This is a genomic window from Vibrio salilacus, from assembly GCF_002811245.1.
Lineage (GTDB): Bacteria > Pseudomonadota > Gammaproteobacteria > Enterobacterales > Vibrionaceae > Vibrio > Vibrio salilacus.
In genome coordinates, this window is the sequence record NZ_NIVQ01000037.1 from 1 (window position 1) to 19,044 (window position 19,044).

At 45.7% G+C, this 19,044-nt stretch carries 21 protein-coding genes and 1 tRNA gene; 3 read left to right on the top strand and 19 right to left on the bottom strand.

What is annotated here, in order from left to right; translation table 11 throughout:
• From CDZ87_RS15640 to fkpA, 9 genes are all read right to left on the bottom strand, one after another.
• A partial coding sequence (locus tag CDZ87_RS15640; protein ID WP_244312305.1) for a GTP-binding protein occupies positions 1-109 on the bottom strand: 109 nt, incomplete at its 3' end.
• Positions 110-259: 150 nt separating this feature from the next.
• Positions 260-2,362, bottom strand: coding sequence for an elongation factor G (fusA, locus tag CDZ87_RS15645; RefSeq protein WP_100754360.1), 2,103 nt, complete (start codon positions 2,360-2,362; stop codon positions 260-262).
• A gap of 140 nt (positions 2,363-2,502) precedes the next feature.
• Positions 2,503-2,973, bottom strand: a complete 471-nt coding sequence (gene rpsG / locus CDZ87_RS15650; RefSeq protein ID WP_004415829.1) for a 30S ribosomal protein S7 — start codon at positions 2,971-2,973, stop codon at positions 2,503-2,505.
• Positions 2,974-3,090: 117 nt separating this feature from the next.
• Positions 3,091-3,465, bottom strand: a complete 375-nt coding sequence (rpsL, locus tag CDZ87_RS15655; protein WP_004399892.1) for a 30S ribosomal protein S12 — start codon at positions 3,463-3,465, stop codon at positions 3,091-3,093.
• A 189-nt stretch (positions 3,466-3,654) separates the two neighbouring features.
• Positions 3,655-3,930, bottom strand: coding sequence for a sulfurtransferase complex subunit TusB (tusB, locus tag CDZ87_RS15660; RefSeq protein WP_100754361.1), 276 nt, complete (start codon positions 3,928-3,930; stop codon positions 3,655-3,657).
• A gap of 7 nt (positions 3,931-3,937) precedes the next feature.
• The gene (gene tusC / locus CDZ87_RS15665; RefSeq protein WP_100754362.1) at positions 3,938-4,294 is read right to left on the bottom strand and encodes a sulfurtransferase complex subunit TusC; all 357 of its coding nucleotides are present in this window, start codon (positions 4,292-4,294) and stop codon (positions 3,938-3,940) included.
• A complete protein-coding gene (gene tusD / locus CDZ87_RS15670) occupies positions 4,291-4,686 on the bottom strand; it encodes a sulfurtransferase complex subunit TusD (protein WP_172953597.1) in 396 nt (131 codons plus the stop codon). The genes tusC and tusD overlap by 4 nt, the downstream gene beginning before the upstream one ends.
• Positions 4,683-5,405 carry a helix-turn-helix transcriptional regulator gene (locus CDZ87_RS15675; protein ID WP_100754363.1) on the bottom strand — a complete coding sequence of 241 codons (723 nt, stop codon included), beginning with the start codon at positions 5,403-5,405 and terminating at the stop codon, positions 4,683-4,685. The genes tusD and CDZ87_RS15675 overlap by 4 nt, the downstream gene beginning before the upstream one ends.
• Positions 5,406-5,589: 184 nt before the next feature.
• Entirely contained in the window at positions 5,590-6,378 is a 789-nt protein-coding gene (gene fkpA / locus CDZ87_RS15680) for an FKBP-type peptidyl-prolyl cis-trans isomerase (RefSeq protein WP_100754364.1), read from the bottom strand.
• A gap of 131 nt (positions 6,379-6,509) precedes the next feature.
• Here fkpA and CDZ87_RS15685 point away from each other — a divergent pair, with 131 nt between their 5' ends.
• Both CDZ87_RS15685 and CDZ87_RS15690 read left to right on the top strand, forming a co-directional pair.
• Positions 6,510-7,490: a WD40 repeat domain-containing protein gene (locus CDZ87_RS15685; protein WP_100754365.1), complete on the top strand. Its 981-nt coding sequence runs from the start codon at positions 6,510-6,512 to the stop codon at positions 7,488-7,490.
• Between the two features lie 2 nt (positions 7,491-7,492).
• Positions 7,493-7,723, top strand: coding sequence for a SlyX family protein (locus CDZ87_RS15690; protein WP_038176108.1), 231 nt, complete (start codon positions 7,493-7,495; stop codon positions 7,721-7,723).
• Between the two features lie 8 nt (positions 7,724-7,731).
• Here CDZ87_RS15690 and CDZ87_RS15695 read toward each other — a convergent pair whose 3' ends face one another.
• From CDZ87_RS15695 to tsaE, 9 genes are all read right to left on the bottom strand, one after another.
• A complete protein-coding gene (locus CDZ87_RS15695) occupies positions 7,732-7,917 on the bottom strand; it encodes a DUF2065 domain-containing protein (RefSeq protein WP_100754376.1) in 186 nt (61 codons plus the stop codon).
• 58 nt (positions 7,918-7,975) lie between these two features.
• On the bottom strand, positions 7,976-8,956 hold the full coding sequence (gene hflC / locus CDZ87_RS15700) for a protease modulator HflC (protein WP_100754366.1): 981 nt from the start codon (positions 8,954-8,956) through the stop codon (positions 7,976-7,978).
• A gap of 2 nt (positions 8,957-8,958) precedes the next feature.
• Positions 8,959-10,140: an FtsH protease activity modulator HflK gene (hflK, locus tag CDZ87_RS15705; protein ID WP_100754367.1), complete on the bottom strand. Its 1,182-nt coding sequence runs from the start codon at positions 10,138-10,140 to the stop codon at positions 8,959-8,961.
• Between the two features lie 45 nt (positions 10,141-10,185).
• Complete coding sequence (gene hflX, locus CDZ87_RS15710; RefSeq protein WP_100754368.1) at positions 10,186-11,475, bottom strand: ribosome rescue GTPase HflX; 1,290 nt, start codon at positions 11,473-11,475, stop codon at positions 10,186-10,188.
• Positions 11,476-11,517: 42 nt separating this feature from the next.
• A complete protein-coding gene (gene hfq / locus CDZ87_RS15715) occupies positions 11,518-11,781 on the bottom strand; it encodes an RNA chaperone Hfq (RefSeq protein ID WP_100754369.1) in 264 nt (87 codons plus the stop codon).
• A gap of 187 nt (positions 11,782-11,968) precedes the next feature.
• Positions 11,969-12,919 carry a tRNA (adenosine(37)-N6)-dimethylallyltransferase MiaA gene (miaA, locus tag CDZ87_RS15720; RefSeq protein ID WP_100754370.1) on the bottom strand — a complete coding sequence of 317 codons (951 nt, stop codon included), beginning with the start codon at positions 12,917-12,919 and terminating at the stop codon, positions 11,969-11,971.
• On the bottom strand, positions 12,916-14,862 hold the full coding sequence (mutL, locus tag CDZ87_RS15725; RefSeq protein ID WP_100754371.1) for a DNA mismatch repair endonuclease MutL: 1,947 nt from the start codon (positions 14,860-14,862) through the stop codon (positions 12,916-12,918). Before mutL ends, miaA begins: the two co-directional genes overlap by 4 nt.
• A 14-nt stretch (positions 14,863-14,876) precedes the next feature.
• Complete coding sequence (locus tag CDZ87_RS15730; RefSeq protein WP_100754372.1) at positions 14,877-16,598, bottom strand: LysM peptidoglycan-binding domain-containing protein; 1,722 nt, start codon at positions 16,596-16,598, stop codon at positions 14,877-14,879.
• Positions 16,592-17,056 (bottom strand): tRNA (adenosine(37)-N6)-threonylcarbamoyltransferase complex ATPase subunit type 1 TsaE, encoded by a 465-nt coding sequence (gene tsaE / locus CDZ87_RS15735; RefSeq protein WP_100754373.1) that lies wholly within the window; start codon positions 17,054-17,056, stop codon positions 16,592-16,594. The genes CDZ87_RS15730 and tsaE overlap by 7 nt, the downstream gene beginning before the upstream one ends.
• 200 nt (positions 17,057-17,256) lie before the next feature.
• Here tsaE and queG point away from each other — a divergent pair, with 200 nt between their 5' ends.
• Positions 17,257-18,369 (top strand): tRNA epoxyqueuosine(34) reductase QueG, encoded by a 1,113-nt coding sequence (gene queG, locus CDZ87_RS15740; RefSeq protein ID WP_100754374.1) that lies wholly within the window; start codon positions 17,257-17,259, stop codon positions 18,367-18,369.
• A gap of 546 nt (positions 18,370-18,915) precedes the next feature.
• Here the strand turns inward: queG and CDZ87_RS17065 are convergent.
• Positions 18,916-19,006: transfer RNA gene (locus CDZ87_RS17065), tRNA-Gly, on the bottom strand.
• Positions 19,007-19,044 lie beyond the last annotated feature (38 nt).

The window sequence follows — 19,044 nt, forward strand, 5'->3', positions numbered from 1 at the left end:
CAAGTGTAGTACAGATAGCAGCAGTTAGAGTTGTTTTACCGTGGTCAACGTGGCCAATTGTACCAACGTTAACGTGCGGTTTCGTACGTTCAAATTTTTCTTTAGACACGATCGTGTTCCTTCCTAGTTATGATTCGCCGCGATCCTTATTGATCGAGACGCGCCAGAAATTGCTATTTTATGCGCCAACGTCAGTCAGCGCAATATTTGGACGCATTGATCTTTAAAAAAAGCTAGACTTTTTTCCGATCAAAGCATTTTACAAGTAGCCACGCTCCGCGATGATTTTATCTGCGAAGTTTTTCGGTACTTCAGCGTACTCATTAAACTCCATAGAGTAAGACGCTCGGCCTTGAGTCGCAGAACGAAGATCCGTTGCGTAACCGAACATTTCCGACAGTGGAACTTGAGCACGGATGATCTTCAGACCAACCACACCTTCGTCCATACCTTCAATGATACCGCGACGACGGTTTAGGTCACCAACAACGTCACCCATCCAGTCTTCTGGAGTGGTTACTTCAACGTTCATCATTGGTTCAAGAATAACAGGTTGCGCTTCTAGTGCCCCCTTCTTGAAGGCCATCGAACCGGCGATTTTAAACGCCATTTCGTTAGAGTCAACATCATGGTAAGAACCATCAAACAATGTTGCTTTAACATCAAGCGTTGGATAGCCAGCTAAAACACCACTGTTCATCTGTTCTTCGATACCCTTCGCAACTGAGCTGATGTATTCCTTAGGAACCGCACCACCTACGATTGCGTCGACGAAGACAAAACCTTCACCGTGCTCTGCCGGCTCAAGTTTAATCCAAACATGACCGTACTGACCTCGACCACCTGATTGACGGATAAATTTACCTTCCACTTCCGCGGTGCCGCGAATCGTTTCACGGTAGGCAACCTGAGGTTTACCAACATTACAGTCAACGCTAAATTCACGTTTCATGCGATCAACGATAATGTCTAGGTGAAGTTCACCCATACCAGAGATCAGTGTCTGACCAGTTTCATCGTCTGTTTCAACGCGGAACGACGGATCCTCTGCAGCAAGTTTACCTAGCGCGACGCCCATCTTCTCTTGATCCGCTTTTGAGCGAGGCTCTACCGCGATCTGAATTACAGGTTCAGGGAACTCCATACGCTCCAGAATCACTTTATGGTTCTGGTCACAAAGCGTGTCGCCAGTGGTCACGTCTTTTAAGCCGATAGCCGCTGCAATATCACCAGCACAAACGGATTTAATCTCTTCACGCTTGTTAGAGTGCATCTGTACGATACGACCGAAACGCTCTTTTTTCTGCTTCACTGAGTTGTAAACTGCATCACCCGAGTTTACAACACCAGAGTAGACACGCATAAAGGTCAACGTACCAACGAATGGGTCAGTTGCAATTTTAAACGCCAATGCAGAGAACGGTTCTTTATCGTCAGCATGACGCTCTACTTCATTTTCGTTTTCATCCACACCCTTAATGGCAGGAACGTCAATGGGTGAAGGTAGATACTCAACAACTGCATCTAGTACCGCTTGAACACCTTTGTTTTTGAACGCACTGCCACAAGTCGCCAATACGATTTCGTTATTTAGTGTGCGTGTACGTAGCGCTTGTTTGATCTCTTCTTCAGTCAAGTCACCTTCTTCAAGGTACTTTTCCATCAACTCTTCAGACGCTTCCGCGGCTTCTTCAACTAGGTTTAGGCGGTACTCTTGTGCCATTTCAACCATGTCAGCCGGAATATCTTCATAAGTGAATGTAGTTCCTTGGTCAGCATCGTTCCAGTTGATCGCCTTCATCTTGATCAGGTCAATCACACCTTTAAACTCTTCTTCCGCACCGATGTTGAGTTGAATTGGTACCGGATTTGCACCAAGACGATTTTTAATTTGATCAACAACACGCAGGAAGTCAGCTCCAGCACGGTCCATTTTGTTAACAAACACCATACGAGGAACATGGTACTTATCAGCTTGACGCCATACTGTTTCAGATTGAGGCTCTACACCAGACGAACCACAGAAAACCACTACCGCACCATCAAGTACGCGCAATGAGCGCTCTACTTCGATAGTAAAGTCTACGTGTCCTGGAGTATCAATGATGTTGATGCGGTGGTCGGGAAATTGCGCTTCCATACCACGCCAGAAAGTTGTAGTCGCAGCAGACGTGATAGTAATACCACGTTCTTGCTCTTGCTCCATCCAGTCCATGGTAGCAGCGCCATCGTGAACTTCACCGATTTTATGAGAAAGACCAGTGTAGAACAAAATACGTTCGCTTGTGGTTGTCTTACCTGCGTCGACGTGAGCAACGATACCGATATTGCGGTAACGCTCAATAGGTGTTTTACGAGCCACGATTGAATCCTCTTGAATTAGGGACTATTGCTATGTCGAGCAGCATGAAAAAACTCATGTCCTAAAAATAGCAATAGTTCCTAGGCTTACGCGAAGGAACTAAAGAAGTGCCACAAGGAACCTTGTGGCACTGAAAGGTATTACCAGCGGTAATGAGCGAATGCTTTGTTAGCATCAGCCATGCGGTGAACGTCTTCACGTTTCTTAACCGCAGTACCTTTGTTCTCAGACGCGTCTAGCATTTCAGCAGCTAGGCGTTGAGCCATAGATTTTTCACCACGCTTGCGCGCAGCTTCAACCAACCAACGCATAGCAAGTGCGTTACGGCGAACCGGACGTACTTCTACAGGAACTTGGTAAGTTGAACCACCAACACGGCGAGATTTAACCTCTACCGCAGGGCGAACATTTTCAAGAGCTTCTTCAAATACAGCTAAGTGATCTTTACCAGATTTCTCAGCCATAGCATCTAGTGCAGTGTAAACAATTTTCTCTGCAGTAGATTTTTTTCCGTCAACCATAAGGATGTTAACGAACTTTGCCAGCAATTCTGATTTGAATTTAGGATCTGGAAGGATCTTACGCTGACCAATTACGCGACGACGTGGCATGGATATTCTCCGTTGTCTTATTCTTCAGGTTATCCAAAACTTTTCAGTTTCTTCAAAAATTAAAATTTAATTTTAGTGTTTGGCCTTACTTAACGCTTCTTTATCAAAAGAAGGGCATTAAGACTTAGGACGTTTCACACCGTACTTAGAACGACCTTGCTTACGGTCGTTTACGCCAGCACAGTCAAGTGCGCCGCGAACAGTGTGGTAACGTACACCCGGAAGGTCTTTAACACGACCGCCACGGATTAGAACAACAGAGTGCTCTTGAAGGTTGTGACCTTCACCGCCGATGTACGAAGTCACTTCGAAGCCGTTCGTTAGACGAACACGACATACTTTACGAAGTGCTGAGTTAGGTTTTTTAGGTGTAGTAGTGTAAACACGAGTACATACACCACGTTTTTGCGGGCACGCTTCTAGTGCAGGCACGTTGCTTTTAACAACCTGCTTTGCACGAGGCTTACGTACCAACTGGTTAATAGTTGCCATTAACTAGCTCCTGAATTACTTGAAAGTAAGCTTTGTGAAAAATCTAGCCCCAACGGCTATAGCCAGTTAGGGACGCAAAATTCTATTCAGCAGTGAGAGGTGTGTCAAGAAATATACGAATCTTTTTTGCTCAACTTGAGTAAAAAGCGCAGAAAACAAAGACTGAGAAATGCAGGTTAACAGGTTGGGCTATTCCCACGTGATAGAGTTGGCGTGTGTTGCCGTCAAATCGACCCAACCAGAATAGTCGATAATGGCGACATTTGAACTGATTCGATTCACAATGCCTCGAGCTTGGGCATCGCTCTGTAACACGGCAACTTTGCGCCTTTGAAGCAGCGAAAAAGCATGATGTTGAGGATTCGCCGCAAAAACAGCTTGCTCAATAAGCACCATTTCATCTTGCGGAGCGAAGACACGACATGCTTCTGTTAACGCTTGATCGGTTTTGACAATGTGTAGCATAAACAACCTAAAAGGTAAGCACTTTACCAGCGCGATGGAGTTGCTCGCTCAGCTGCCGCTCATCGAGTCGCTCAGCGGCAATAATAAGATCCGCTTGCGCTAACCCTCGCAACGCTAAGGACGCCTGACAGACGTATACCTGTTCAATGTCATATAAGTCGAACAGTTTGAGCATTGGTGCGTAATCTTTGCTAAGGATGCCTGTCGTTTGCTGCCCTTGCAGCAATTGATAGACACCATCGCCAGTAAAAATAACACTGATGTCTTCACAATAGGCTGAAGCCGCGAGCAAGGCATCAATCCCTTCTCGACCTGAAGCCTTGTTGTGAGGTGCGGTGCGAAAAAGGTAAATTAACTGGCTCAAAATTGTACCACTCTATCTTGAACTAACATCGCCTCTGCAAGGCTGCCTAATCCCGCTTGCTGGAAACCAGGAGCAAGATTACTTTGGGCTAAACCATGCTGATTAGCCTCATCTTGGCTAACGATGCCACGGCGCAGTGCGGCGGCAACACAGGTTTCTAAACGCACATTATGTTGTAAGGCTAGCTCTTGCCACGCTTTAACCAAATCAAATTCATCGTTGGCAGGCACCGTTAAGGCGTTACCATTGGTCACGCCTTCTTGATAAAAGAACACACTGACTAAGGTGTGCCCTTTGGCTATCAAGGCACAAGCAAATTGGTGAGCATGACGCGCCGACTGACTACCATACACAGAACCGTTAACCACCAACGTGTAGGTCAGTGAATTCAACTTTCATCTTCCTCAATTTTGCGCTGACGAATGTACAGATAAACGGTGTGCTTCGAGATATTAAGCCGATCGGCTACACGGTTGATCGCATCCTTAATATCAAAGATTCCCTTATCAAACAACTCCATGACAATCTGGCGATTCTTGGTATTGTTTGATACTGATTTGTCAGCATTGATCTCTTCAATGGTGCGCTCAACGGTTTGGTCCACCAGCTCTTCAACGTCACTCGCAAAGTTGACCGATGACGCCGCTTGCTTGGCTTCTTCCGTTGGCATGAAAGATTGCAGTACCTGAGAGAAAGGGGCATCAAGATTGACGTTAATACACAGCAAGCCAATCACGCGGTTTTCACCATTACGGATCGCGACAGTGATTGACTTCATCAATAAACCACCTTTGGCGCGCGAAAAGTAGGACCGCGAGAAATTTCGCTCAGAACCTTCAATATCACGTAACATTTTGAGCGCGAGATCTGTAATCGGCGAACCAACTTGGCGACCGGTATTTTCACCATTGGCAATTTTAATCGCCGAGGTATTGAGGTCTTCAAGTGAGTGCAGCACAATTTCACAAAACGGGCCAATCAGACTCGCGATGCCATCAACCACGGCTTCATACGATCTAAGAATAATTTTATCGTGCTCACTAAATGGCATCACATGAACAGATTCCATTTCGAGCAACATATCCGTGTTTACTGTTTCTGTAGTTGTCACTTCTTTAAGCCTTCGCACGAAAAATCAACAAATTTGTGTAAGTTTATCAGAAATTTTGATAAGCACACCTAGCTAACCTGCTATCTAGTGATTTAGGACAAAAAATTATGGCTTAAAGAACAGATTTATGACAATAAAAAAGGCCTAGCCGAAGCTAGACCTTGGTTTAAATCATTTTAGCTGACTACTGCGCCGCTTCTTCACCGTTATCAATTTTTAGCAATTCAACTTCAAATACTAAGGTGGAGTTAGCAGGAATCGTTGGTGTGTCTTGTTCACCGTATGCCAGCTCTGGCGGTATAACGAACTTGAATTTAGAGCCTACTGGCATCAATTGTACACCTTCCGTCCAACCTGAAATCACACGATTAAGTGGGAAAGTGGCCGGTTCACCGCGATCGTACGAGCTATCAAACTGAGTTCCATCGATCAATGTGCCTTTGTAATGCACCTGAACGGTATCGGTATCTTTTGGCTGCTCGCCTTCAGCTGGCGTCATTACTTGGTAAAGTAGACCAGTATCCGTTTTCTTTACGTCATCTTGCTTCTCGAATTCAACACGGAAATCATCGCCTGCTTTTTTCGCTTCTGCTGACTTTTCAGCCGCTTGCTCTTGCATAGTCGCAGCAACGCGCTTATCTAGCGCTTCTAAAGCCGCACGAGTTTCTTCTTCATTAAGCTCTGCACTACCAGCAAATACATGTTCAATGCCTTTCAGTACCAAATCTTTATTTAGCGTAATGCCGATTTCACTTGGTTTATCTAGACTTGTACTTAGATAGTTTGCAAATGAAACACCGATCGCGTACGCCGCTTTATCATCTTCTGTTTTGAAAGCAACCGTTTTGCCTGTTTCGGTTTGTACTTGCTCAACCGCAGCAGCGGTTTCTACTTTCGTTTCATCTTCTTTCTGACAGCCAGCAGCCAGTGCAACAGTTGCAGCAAGCAGTGACACTTTAAAAATCGATTTCATTTAACTCTCCAGTTGAGACTTTTTGTCTTTGTGCACAAATCTTTAAGAAAGACTGGTACACAGTTGCATGTTGTACCAATATAACCAATATGCGCTGTAATTAAACTAAACTAAGCAGATATTTGGACTCAATGCGTGTAATTTTTAACTCACTTATTATTGCGATTGTCATCACCGCGTTAAATGGCTGTTTTTTCTCCACTCGAGACAACCAACGCTGGATAATCGAGCCCAAAGGAACCACAAGCTTCGCATTAAGCCGAGATGCGCGCTTTGCGCTGCTCTACTCTAAAGAACATCAACTTGTCTTGTGGGACCTGTACGAAAGCCAACCGCTCGCTGAACTGGGATCGCAAGATCCTCAATCTAGCACCGTGTCACGTATTCGTATTTCAGACAACGGCCGCTTTGCCGTGACCGCGACACAAGTAAATTTCGCTGTATGGGACCTCGCCTGGGCTCAGGCACAAGGACTATGGTCAATATCAGATGGCCTTATTCGAGACATTGATATTGCCAGCAATGGCGAAAAGGTTCTGCTTGGACTCTCCAACGGTAAGGCTATCTACGTCAACTTAGTCACCGGCAGGCGCTTAGAGTTCCTTGCCCACAATGAAAAAGTCAATACCGTAGCTTTGTCACCGAATGGTCGCTTCGCACTGTCAGGAGGCAATGATCACAAAGCCTATTTATGGGATACTCAAACCGGCCAGGTGCTGAAGACATTTGAGCATGAGCAAAGAGTCAATCGAGTCGCACTACACCGTGATGGTAACTATGCATTTACCTCGGATGGTGGCAATCTGTCCATCATCTGGGACTTATCAAGCGGCAAGCAACTCGCTAAATTAAGCAGTTTTTCTCGTCAGTTGATCTTCTCTACCGCTCGATTTTCTGACGATGGGCGTTACTTGGTCACCGGCACCCCATCCAGCCGAATTATGGTATGGGATAGCCATAGTGGTAAGAAAGTTGATGGATTTGAAGCTGAGCCACTAAAAGATACCCGCCCTCCCCGTGCAGTGGTGTATGATGCAGCCTTTGATACGCAAAACCGCGTAATTTCGGGCACCTCTGCGGGTATCGCCCAAGCTTGGAATGTGGATTATTAGCAATGACGACAGAACAGCAAATTAAGCAGTTGGAAGGCCGAGTGAATGACTTAGAGTGTCAATTAGCTTTCCAAGAGCAGACCATTGAAGAATTGAATCAAGCCTTAAGTCAGCAACAACTGCTGATTGTTAAGATGCAAGATCAGATGAAGTACATGGTTGGCAAAGTGAAAAACATCGATAGCTCTAACTTAGCCGATGCTGCGCAAGAGACGCCTCCTCCCCATTACTAATGGCAAGCTTAGCTAAACACATACGCGATTACTGCCCCAACGACCACTAAGCACCCTCCAATCCGCCTCAATTGAGTGTCGGGTTGTTGACTCAGTTGTGCTACCATCGTGCGCCAACCATTCGGCGCAATCAGAGGCCCCAACCCTTCGACGATCAATACTAGCCCAAACGCTAGCCATAGTGAATTCGACATAGTTATCCCAATAAAAATAAAGGCTCCCAGAGGAGCCTTTATGCTAGTAATATGTTGCTTATTTCGATGTTCCACCAGCTGCATTGTTCATGTACTGGAAGAAATCACTTTTCGGGTCAAGGACCAAGATATCGCTCTTATCTTTGAACGACGATTGGTATGCACGTAATGAACGGACAAAGCTAAAGAATTCTGGATCTTTATTGTACGCTCCAGCATAGATCTTCGCCGCTTGTGCATCCGCACCACCTCGTGTTACTCGAGCGGTTCTGTCTGCTTCAGCAAGAATGGTCGCGACTTCAAGCTCTGCTTGCGCACGGATTATTTCCGCTTGTTCACGGCCTTGAGAACGGAACTGTCTTGCCACGGATTCACGCTCAGCTCTCATACGGTCATAGATTGACTGACTGATACTGTCTGGAAGGTTAATTTTCTTCATGCGGAAATCGAACACATGAATACCTAAATCTCCCATCGCATCTTTGCGCGTATCATTCAACACGTTTTTCATGATGATATCGCGCTCACCATCGACCTCTAAGGCCTCTTTCGCCGCTACAGTGGTCACGACTTCGCTGTCAGCGCTATCCGGCAGGATGTCATCATTACGTGGGCCTGAAACGATCTGTTTAATGTCACGTGAACCGATTTCAGAACGTAACACATCGGTCACTTTACGACTCAGTAGTGCTTGAGCAGTTGATGAGTTACCTCCCCCTGTCGCCAAGTAGTACTGACCAAAGTCTTCAATGCGCCATTTCACGTAGGAATCGATAATCACATCTTTTTTCTCAGACGTTACGAAACGGTCAGAGCGGCCATCCATGGTTTGGATACGTGCATCAAGCGTTTTCACGCGATCAAACAGTGGCATTTTAAAGTGCAAGCCCGGCTCGTAAATTCGCGCGATCTCGTTGTTGTCTTTCAAAACACGACCAAATCGAATTACGATGCCGCGTTCACCTTCTGGGATCACGAATAGCGACATTAGCATGAGTACTAGTGCGACGACTAATACAGGGATCATTAACTTACGCATTCTTAATATCTCCCTTGACGTGAAGTAGAGCGAGATGTTGAATCATTGCTCTGGTTGTTCGATTGTGGCTCAAGCTCGATCTGATCATAGGTTGATGTTTCTTGCATTGAACGATTTTTATCGTTCTGACCACCCGTCAGTTTATCGATAGGTAAGTACAATAAATTACCGCTCGACTCTGAATCAATCAGTACTTTAGAGGTATTCGAGTAAACCTTTTCCATCGTATCTAAGTACAGACGGCTACGAGTTACTTCTGGTGATGCTTGATACTCTGGTAGTAGCTTCTCAAACTGTGCTACTTCACCTAATGCACCATTCGTCACTCGTTCACTGTAACCCTGAGCTTCTTTAAGAAGTCGCTCCGCACGACCTTTAGCTTTAGGAAGAATATCATTTTGATAAGCTTCTGCTTCACGCTTAAATCTTTGTGCATCTTCTCGTGACGCTGTTGCGTCATCAAAGGCTGCTTTCACTTCTTCAGGCGGACGAGCATCTTCAAAGTTAACAGCAACTACTTCAATCCCCATGTCGTAACTGGCGACAGTCTCTTCAAGCGTCATTTGTGTACTCTGACGAATCGACAAACGACCACTTGTTAAGATGCTATCCATCAATGAATCACCAATAACGGCGCGCAAGGCAGAATCGGTGGCTTGACGTAAGCTGTCGTCAGCGTTGGTAACACGGAATAAGTACTCATACGGTTCTGCGACACGATATTGTACATCCATCGCGACTTCGACCACGTTTTCATCTTTAGTCAGCATTAAGCCTGATGAACGTAGCGAACGAATAGCTTGTACATTAACCGCTGTCACTTCATCAATAAAACGAGGACGCCAGTTCAGGCCAGGATCGACCATACGATCGTACTTACCAAGACGTAGCACAACGCCACGCTCTGCTTCACCAATAGTGTAAAAGCCAGAAAAGGCCCAAATCGCAATTGCGATAACAGCGACAACACCAAAACCTAGTGCTCCACCGCCGCCCGTAGGCATGCCTTTACCACCCTTACCACCAAACTTTCCACCTAGTTTCTGACTTAGTTTATTAAACACTTCATCTAAGTCTGGCGGTCCTTGATCACGGCCACCTTTATTACCACGATTATTATTACCCCAAGGGTCATTATCGCGGCCGTTGTTGCCGTTGTTATTACCAGGCTCATTCCACGCCATTAGAAAGCTCCATCATTTGATATGACGTTATACTTTAGCAGTCATTTAAGTAACTATAAAGTCACGAAAAACTGCCCCTTCTCTTTTTTCAAGTCTAGACCAATCTACCTGCTGCATTCGAACTTCGATCAACAGGTTACCATCTTGGTCATATTCTTCTCGTTGAATACATTTCATCTGGAAGAATGTACTACGAATCCGCCCTTGATATTGTGGCGGAATTCGCAATTGATACTGAACCATTTGGCTGGCCAGTCGCTCGGTGAGCGCATCAAACAGCAATTCAATACCAATCCCTTCCATCGCAGACACCCAAACCGTTCGTGGAATGCCTTCCTCATCACGGTCGATACGTGGTCGCTGCCCTTCTAGATTATCAATTTTGTTCATGACGATTAAGGAAGGCACCTCATGGGCGTCTATTTCCTCAAGCACTTCATCAACAGCTCGAATATTCTCACGAAAACGCTCGTCACTGGCATCAACAACATGTAACAAAATGTCAGCTTCTTGGGTTTCCTGTAATGTTGCTTTAAATGCGGCCACAAGATCGTGCGGCAAATGGCGAATAAATCCTACGGTATCCGCCAAGATTGCGGGCCCAACATCCGCTAATTCTATCTTACGTAATGTCGGGTCCAAAGTAGCAAATAGTTGGTCAGCCGCGTACACACCCGCTTCGGTGATACGGTTAAATAGGGTCGACTTTCCGGCATTGGTATAGCCAACCAGTGAAATAGTTGGTATTTCGGCGCGGTTTCTAGCTCGGCGACCTTGTTCACGTTGTTTGGCCACTTTATCTAAGCGGCGCAATATCGCTTTAATACGATCACGCAATAGACGTCGGTCAGTTTCTAACTGAGTTTCACCTGGACCACGTAAACCAATCCCACCTTTCTGTCTTTCTAGGTGAGTCCAACCACGGATCAATCGGGTAGAAATATGTCGCAGCTGAGCGAGCTCAACTTGCAATTTACCTTCGTGAGTTCGTGCGCGCTGAGCAAAGATATCGAGGATCAAACCAGTACGGTCTAACACACGGCATTGGCACAGTGCTTCTAGGTTACGTTCTTGGGCAGGAGAGAGGGCATGATTAAAAATCACAATATCAGCCTCCATCAATTGCACTGAATGAGCAATTTCTTGGGCTTTACCCTCACCGACATAGTACTTAGGGTGTGGTGTCTGGCGACTTCCAGTTACGATTTGTAACGCAGAGACGCCAGCTGAAGAGACCAGCATTTCAAACTCGCTGAGATCTTCCCACTCCCCTTGTTGCGTGAAGTTGATATGAACAAGTACGGCTCGCTCACCGGCTTCATAACGGTCAAACAAGCAATCAACTCCTTAATGGACTGTTTAGGTTATTTAGAATAATTAATCTTCTGATTTCTCTGGTTGACGCTCACCTTGTGGACGCTCAGCGTTGTGATGATTCACTGGACGAGCAGGCACAACGGTAGAAATAGCATGCTTGTAAACCATTTGGTTAACTGTATTCTTCAGCAAGATCACAAACTGATCAAAAGACTCGATCTGGCCTTGTAGTTTAATTCCGTTTACAAGGTAGATAGATACAGGAATACGTTCACGACGTAATGCATTTAAGAATGGGTCTTGTAAAGATTGCCCCTTAGCCATTTTATTTTCCTTATTTTGTAATTCTGTTTTAGTTATTTAGCTATTGGTACACGGCACAAAAGGTGTGCCCTTTGCTCTGAGCTAAACGAATAAAATAACACCCTGTTGTTACTTGTTATGGTGGTTAAACACTCAAATTTCAAGTAACGGATCCTTCACAGGATGGATTCACGCAAAAGCGATCACATTATACACAGCTAAAACCTTCAGATGCTATGGCATTTGAGACAGTTTCAAGTGCCTGTTCAATGTTTTCACTATCTAACCAAGTTAAATTATCCCAGCTGCGCAACCAGGTAATTTGTCGCTTGGCCAATTGGCGGGTTGCACAGATGCCCTTAAATACAGCGTCATCAAGTGTGCATTTCCCTTCCAAATAGTCCCACATCTGTCGATACCCAACACAACGGATCGATGGGAGATCAGGATGAAGATCGCCGCGTGCATACAGTGCGCGCATTTCCTTCTCAAAGTCCGCTTCTATCATCTTCTCGTAGCGTAGTTCAATACGACGATGGAGCTCTGCCCTTTCCTTGGGAGCAATAGCAAATTGTTTGACTCTAAACGGCAGGCTTTCCCCTTTGGTTTGAGTCAACTCAGTAAGAGTTTTACCTGAAATTCGATAAACTTCCAATGCCCGCGATAACCTTTGTGGATCATTGGGGTGAATTCTCTCGGCTGAGACAGGATCAATCTGCTTCAGTTGATCGTGCAACTGATCCCACCCAATAGTCAACGCTTGTTGTTCAATTTGCTGACGAATTTCAGGGTTTGCCGCAGGAAGTGGTGATAATCCCTCTAGCAACGCCTTGTAGTAAAGCATCGTGCCGCCGACCAAAAGAGGAATTTTACCCTCAGCAACAATCTGGTTCATTTCATGGAGAGCATCACGACGAAAATCGGCGGCCGAATAAGACTCACTCGGGTCTAGGATATCAATCAAACGATGGGGCGCTTGTGCTTGCTCATGCGCATCGGGTTTAGCGGTACCAATATCCATGTCTTTGTAGATCAACGCGGAGTCGACCGAGATAATCTCAACCGGGTATTGCTGGCGTAAACGAATCGCTAAATCCGTTTTGCCTGATGCGGTTGGCCCCATTAAAAATAGCGCCAAAGGTAATTGTTCGTTATTCATAACTCTAAAGCTGCAATCGTTGCAGAAAAATCTATCGGCCTAACCAATGTCGTGTCACTCAATGGCAACCGACCCTGCCACAATTGTTCAATATCAGACACCATTTGAATCGCTTCTGACAAAGTGTAGTCGCTTTTCACTTGGGTAATATGATCGCAGAGCCAATTGGCTAACTGAGTATGACTCAATGACTGTGGCTCGCCAGTGTGCGAGACGGCGTAAGATAGCAGATCTGGCACCAGTTGTTGTAAGTTTTGTTGTCTCAGCGGCTGCGGAACGCCCATCACCATCAGGGCTTTGTTACTGCGCACTTTAAGCTCAATACCGAACTGATTCAATAACGGCGCAAAACACTCTGCCGCGCCAAGTAGTGATTCATCGAGCTTGAGCGACAAAGGAACCAAAAGAGGTTGGCTGGTTAAGTTACCTTGATGAGTTGCTAACTGCCCATTGACCCTTAACCATTCTGCGCGCGCTAAATTGACCAGACAAGCACCACTTTTATCACCCATCACCAAGTATCGACCTTGGACGATGGTTATCGCCTTACCTAACGATTCGACCACATCAAGCTCAGGTTGTTCAACCTGCGGCGCACTTTTCTTCAACGTCGCTTCAACTGACGGCTGCGATGGGGTTTTGAGTAGCTCTTGATAAGCACGAACTTGCTGTTTACTCGGTGCAGGCTCACCATAACGTTCGGTGACTCTAGGCTTACTTGCTGAGCGAGATTCGCTCCATTCACTGCGCGGCTTGGCCTCTCGTACATGCTCACGGTCACGCTGGTAATCATTACGTCCCGGATAGGCAGGTACCGACTCGATCGCTTGCTGCTCTTGAGCAAAATGAGATGGTGAATCAGTCCTTGGCTCAAGCTGTTGCTCAGGCTGTTGCTGCGACTCAACATGAAAAGCCGAAGCGGTTTGCTCAGTTTTGGTGATGTGCGCACTTTGTGCTAACGCATCAGTTAACGCTTGGTAGATAAAGTCGTGAACTAAGCGTCCTTGATGAAAACGGACTTCATGCTTAGCCGGATGCACATTCACGTCCACTTGATGTGGATCGAGCTCGATAAACAACACATAGGTAGCAAATTGATCAGGGCGAAGGCTGGTTTCATAACTTTGACGAATCGCGTGGTTAATCAGCTTGTCACGCATCATCCGCCCGTTGACATAGCAATATTGTAAATCGCTTTGCTGGCGAGCACCCTCAGGCGTAGTGATCCAGCCATGCAGCTTAAGACCTTGATGCTCAAGCTCTATCTTAAGCATGTGACGTACGAATGCACTGCCGCACACTGCCGCAATACGCTTTTCGGCTTGCGCCTCATTTTTTGCCGCTCGGTATTGTTTGACCAACTTACCATTGTGTTTAAGGTTGATCGTGACGTCGAATCGACTCAATGCAATACGTTTAACAAGTTCATCAATATGAGCAAATTCGGTTTTCTCGGTGCGAAGAAATTTACGTCGTGCCGGGGTATTAAAAAACAGATCTAACACCTCAACGGTCGTACCGATAGGGTGGGCCGTAGGCTGCAGTTTTACCTGCATGTCACGCCCTTCACTGTAGGCTGACCAAGCTTGATCTTGCGTCGCAGGACGTGAAGTCATGGTTAAACGTGCGACCGAGCTAATACTGGCAAGCGCTTCACCACGAAAGCCAAGGCTAATAATCGCTTCAAGATCATCTAAGGTATGAATCTTCGACGTCGCGTGACGGCTGAGCGCCAACCCCAATTCATCTTTGATGATCCCTTTGCCGTTATCGCGCACACGGATCAATTTTGCGCCACCTTTATCGATATCTACATCGATACGAGTAGCGCCAGAGTCGAGACTGTTTTCAATTAACTCCTTCACCACAGAAGCGGGTCTTTCAACGACTTCTCCTGCGGCGATTTGGTTGGCAAGACGGGCTGGGAGGATCTTAATTGTCATCGCGACCACTCATGTTAGTTATGCGGAATGATCAACACTTGGCCAACCGCCAGTTGATCGGAACGTAACTTGTTTGCTTGACGAATACTGTCGACACTTACGTCATATTTAGAGGCTATTTTACCCAGGAATTCACCGCGTTGAACTTTATGCTTACGCAGTGGCTGATCCTTTAAGCTAACCGTGACCTTGAGTTTCTGCCCAAGCTTCAAGGTATCAGATTTCAAGCTATTTTCGCGCTTGATCTCGGCAACTGAGACCTTATATTTACTGGCAATCTTACCTAAGTATTCACCGCGTTGAACTACGTGCGTCAGTGTTTTAGTTTCGACTGGATTTTTGATCTCTGGCACTTTGATTGCGCCCTTCGCACCTGGTATCACCAAGATTTGTCCAATCGCTAGACTGCTGCTCTTGAGCTTATTCGTCTGCATGATCGCTTTAGTCGACGTACCATATTTACTGGCAATCACTGATAATGACTCACCACGCGATACCTTATGCTTAATACTTTTACCGCGATTAGCAAATAAGGTCCCCTCTGGGGGATTATCTTCAAAATACTGCACGATAGCTTTGGCTAAAGAGCGAGCTAGCTTGTCTTGATGGCTACGCTGAAACAGTAGTTTTTCTTCGATCGGGTTTGAGATAAAGCCGGTTTCAACCAAAACCGACGGAATATCTGGTGATTTTAGTACTGCAAGACTCGCGTTAACAGGCTCTTTCTTATGCAAGTGGATTCCCTCACGGTCCATCTCACGTAAAATATTAGTCGCAACTTTATAGCCCTCTTTTTGGGAATGACTAAATTGCAGATCGAGTAGCGTTTGACTGATATTGCGATCGCTGTTGTTTTTAGCAAGCACTTCCCCAGCGCCACCAAGCAGTTGAGATTGCTCTTCATGATTCTCAACCCAACGGGCAATTTCTGAGTTAGCACGACGCGTATTAAGGACAAACACCGAACCACCGCGCGGCTTGGGGGAATGAAACGCATCGGCATGCACCGAGACTAATAAATGCGCTTTATTTGTACGGGCAATGGCTGAGCGCTTATTTAGATTCAGATAATAATCGCCACCGCGCGTCAGTACCGCCTTCATACCCGGTATCAGATTAATCTGGGCGGCGATCTTTTTCGAGACAGCGAGCGTGGCATGTTTCTCATACTTACGTGTTGGCCCGATTGAGCCAGGGTCTTCGCCCCCATGTCCAGCATCGATAGCCACCACAATATCAGCCGTTCCTAGCAGTTGAGATGCATCACGGCTGACAGTAGCCTGACTGGTTGAGCTCTTGGTTTCAGGCGCAGCTGACGACGTTTGATGAGGTAAATCAAGCACCAAACGATGACCATATTGACCACCAGGCGTGGGAGCGAGTTTGAAAATTTGCGCTGTCGATTTTTTTTTCAGTTCAAACACCAAACGATAAGTGCTCTTTTCTGGTGGCGAGCTGTTACGAACTTTTTTTAATACAGGGCTATCTGAAACCGTCAGCGGTAATTGGGTACTAAGTGACGTTTTTTTCAGATCAACAACCAAGCGATCAGGACTTGAAAGGGTAAAAAAACTGTAATCCGCTTCTGATTGAAGATCGATGACCACGCGAGTTTCATCAGGAGATGGCCATACTCGGATACCTTCCAAAGTATTGGCAAATGCCAAGTTTGACAACAAACTTAGCCCTAGGAAAACGGGCAATAACGCCAACCTCAATACAATGCGCTTCAACATAGCTCCAACTGTTCTAATAACTGACATCCATATGAATTATTGGCCGTAAGCTCAACAATACGTTGTTCACCGTGATAACGCAGAACAATATCCAAATCCGCTTCAGGTAATAAACCAACGCCTTTCTCTGGCCACTCAACCAAACAGATTGCATCTGGAGTGAAATAGTCACGGATCCCCATAAACTCTAATTCTTCAGGATCAGCTAAACGGTAGAGGTCAAAGTGATAAACCTGCCAATCTGCCAGTTGATACGGTTCTACTAAAGCATAAGTCGGACTTTTTACGTTTCCTTCATGGCCTAACGCACGCACAAATCCGCGACTGAACGTGGTTTTCCCTGCGCCAAGATCGCCATGCAGATAAATGGTTGTTTGCTGCGAACACAATTGCGCTAAAGCAGTGCCCAGTTGAATCGTGGCTTGTTCATCTTGAAGGGCAAATTGTTTTGTGGTCATGAAGATCAATCTCTACGCTGTGACTATATAAAAATCAAAAGAACAGGAATAGTAAACTGGGTTTGAATTGAGAGACAAGCGATCTTGTGTTAGTAAAACGAAAAATCGTCAATTTATCTCTCTTTTCCGATTTTTCCTCGCTAGATCCCTGATATAAGATCCGTTAAGATCCCGCCCCCCTTAGTAAGGAGCACATCAGCATGAACGAACAACAGCTCGCAGACAAGATCAAAATCTGGGGCCAAGAACTTGGCTTTCAGAAAGTGGGCATATGCGATGTCGATCTATCCGAACATGAACAAGCACTACAAGCATGGCTTGATGCAGGCTTTCATGGTGAGATGGATTGGATGGCTCGTCACGGGATGATGAGAGCGCGCCCGGCGGAGCTACTCCCCGGAACACTGCGAGTCATCAGCGTACGAATGAACTATCTGCCTCCGCAAGCTGAGTTTGCCGCCAACCTTGCCAATCCAAGCCAAGCCTATATTAGTCGCTACGCGCTCGGACGTGATTATCACAAACTGGTGCGTAATCAGCTTAAAAAGCTCGGTCAAAAAATCGAACAGGAAATGGGAAAACTCGGCTATCGACCTTTTGTTGACTCTGCGCCGATATTAGAGCGTCCACTGGCCCAGAAAGCGGGATTAGGCTGGACAGGAAAACATTCACTGATTCTTGACCAAGACGCGGGGTCGTGGTTTTTCCTTGGTGAGCTACTGGTTGACATACCACTACCAGTCGATGAGCCGAGCAGCAATCAATGCGGCAAGTGCAAAGCATGCATTACCTCTTGCCCGACCCAAGCCATTATTGATGATGGTATCGTTGATGCGCGCCGGTGCATCTCTTATCTCACAATTGAATTTGATGGCGTCATTCCTGAACAATTCCGCCGTGCGATGGGTAACCGTATTTATGGCTGCGATGATTGCCAGTTGGTCTGTCCGTGGAATCGATTTGCTGAGCTGACCGAACAGAGTGATTTTCATCGTCGTGAGACTTTAACCAAAAATGATCTTGTCGAGCTGTTTCTTTGGGATGAAGAGACCTTTCTTAACAAGATGCAAGGTTCGCCCATTCGTCGTATCGGCCATATTCAATGGCTAAGAAACCTCGCGATCGCGATGGGTAACGCCCCTTACTCTCAGACTATCGTTGATGCACTTATAAAGCGTTTGGGCATTAGTGGCTTAGTTGATGAGCATATTCATTGGGCTTTGCAACAGCAACAAAGTCAACTTCCTTACTCTTCGACACAAACCCAGCGTTTAATCAGAATCGTGGAGAAAGGCTTGCCTAGGGATGCATAATGCTTGCCGGATCGTAGTGTTCAGAACTTGATTTAGTTCCAAAAATCATAATGTGGAAAAAAAAGAGCAGCATTGGTTATTTGCTTGCGGTTAGAGAAGTTAACCACATATCAAATAAATGACTAGGATCAACAAACAATGACTTAATGATCGAGTGCCATTTGGTTAAAAACACAAACAAAAACAAATTAACCTTTTAAAATCAGCAACTTAATAAAATAATCGTCATCATCATCTGTTTAAAAAAAACAAAAAGATCGTTTTAGTCAAGTGTTATGCATAAATAAATTCCAGCTTACCCACCAAGTTATCCACAATTCATATTCTGTGGATAAGTCTGTTGACGAATGTATGAGGGCCTAGCTAGGATGGTGCTTACCATCAATCTACAATAAACACTTTACGTGCTGAGAGATTAAATTCAGACATAAAAATGTCCACCTAATTAATAGGAGGACTATTGGCTTTTTGGGGTTCATGCTTCTCAGCATTAGATAAAGAGCGGTGGCCCTGAGGCCGGTTCAAGTGATTCACTTGAGGAAGATTTGGAGCAACACACGAGGTTCCCTATTTATAAACAAAAAGGCGTGACCTCAACCTTGGCAAGGTTGCGCTCTACTAACTGAGCTAGTGTCGCATATCAACAGCCAAAGCTATTGATTTAAATATGGTTGC

What these genes read in the sequence shown, in the direction of transcription:
- rpsG (WP_004415829.1), bottom strand. Translation starts at nt 2,973, where the DNA reads ATGCCACGTCGTCGCGTAATTGGTCAGCGTAAGATCCTTCCAGATCCT.
- rpsL (WP_004399892.1), bottom strand. Translation starts at nt 3,465, where the DNA reads ATGGCAACTATTAACCAGTTGGTACGTAAGCCTCGTGCAAAGCAGGTT.
- tusB (WP_100754361.1), bottom strand. Translation starts at nt 3,930, where the DNA reads ATGCTACACATTGTCAAAACCGATCAAGCGTTAACAGAAGCATGTCGT.
- fkpA (WP_100754364.1), bottom strand. Translation starts at nt 6,378, where the DNA reads ATGAAATCGATTTTTAAAGTGTCACTGCTTGCTGCAACTGTTGCACTG.
- CDZ87_RS15685 (WP_100754365.1), top strand. Translation starts at nt 6,510, where the DNA reads ATGCGTGTAATTTTTAACTCACTTATTATTGCGATTGTCATCACCGCG.
- CDZ87_RS15690 (WP_038176108.1), top strand. Translation starts at nt 7,493, where the DNA reads ATGACGACAGAACAGCAAATTAAGCAGTTGGAAGGCCGAGTGAATGAC.
- CDZ87_RS15695 (WP_100754376.1), bottom strand. Translation starts at nt 7,917, where the DNA reads ATGTCGAATTCACTATGGCTAGCGTTTGGGCTAGTATTGATCGTCGAA.
- hflC (WP_100754366.1), bottom strand. Translation starts at nt 8,956, where the DNA reads ATGCGTAAGTTAATGATCCCTGTATTAGTCGTCGCACTAGTACTCATG.
- hflK (WP_100754367.1), bottom strand. Translation starts at nt 10,140, where the DNA reads ATGGCGTGGAATGAGCCTGGTAATAACAACGGCAACAACGGCCGCGAT.
- hfq (WP_100754369.1), bottom strand. Translation starts at nt 11,781, where the DNA reads ATGGCTAAGGGGCAATCTTTACAAGACCCATTCTTAAATGCATTACGT.
- miaA (WP_100754370.1), bottom strand. Translation starts at nt 12,919, where the DNA reads ATGAATAACGAACAATTACCTTTGGCGCTATTTTTAATGGGGCCAACC.
- mutL (WP_100754371.1), bottom strand. Translation starts at nt 14,862, where the DNA reads ATGACAATTAAGATCCTCCCAGCCCGTCTTGCCAACCAAATCGCCGCA.
- CDZ87_RS15730 (WP_100754372.1), bottom strand. Translation starts at nt 16,598, where the DNA reads ATGTTGAAGCGCATTGTATTGAGGTTGGCGTTATTGCCCGTTTTCCTA.
- tsaE (WP_100754373.1), bottom strand. Translation starts at nt 17,056, where the DNA reads ATGACCACAAAACAATTTGCCCTTCAAGATGAACAAGCCACGATTCAA.
- queG (WP_100754374.1), top strand. Translation starts at nt 17,257, where the DNA reads ATGAACGAACAACAGCTCGCAGACAAGATCAAAATCTGGGGCCAAGAA.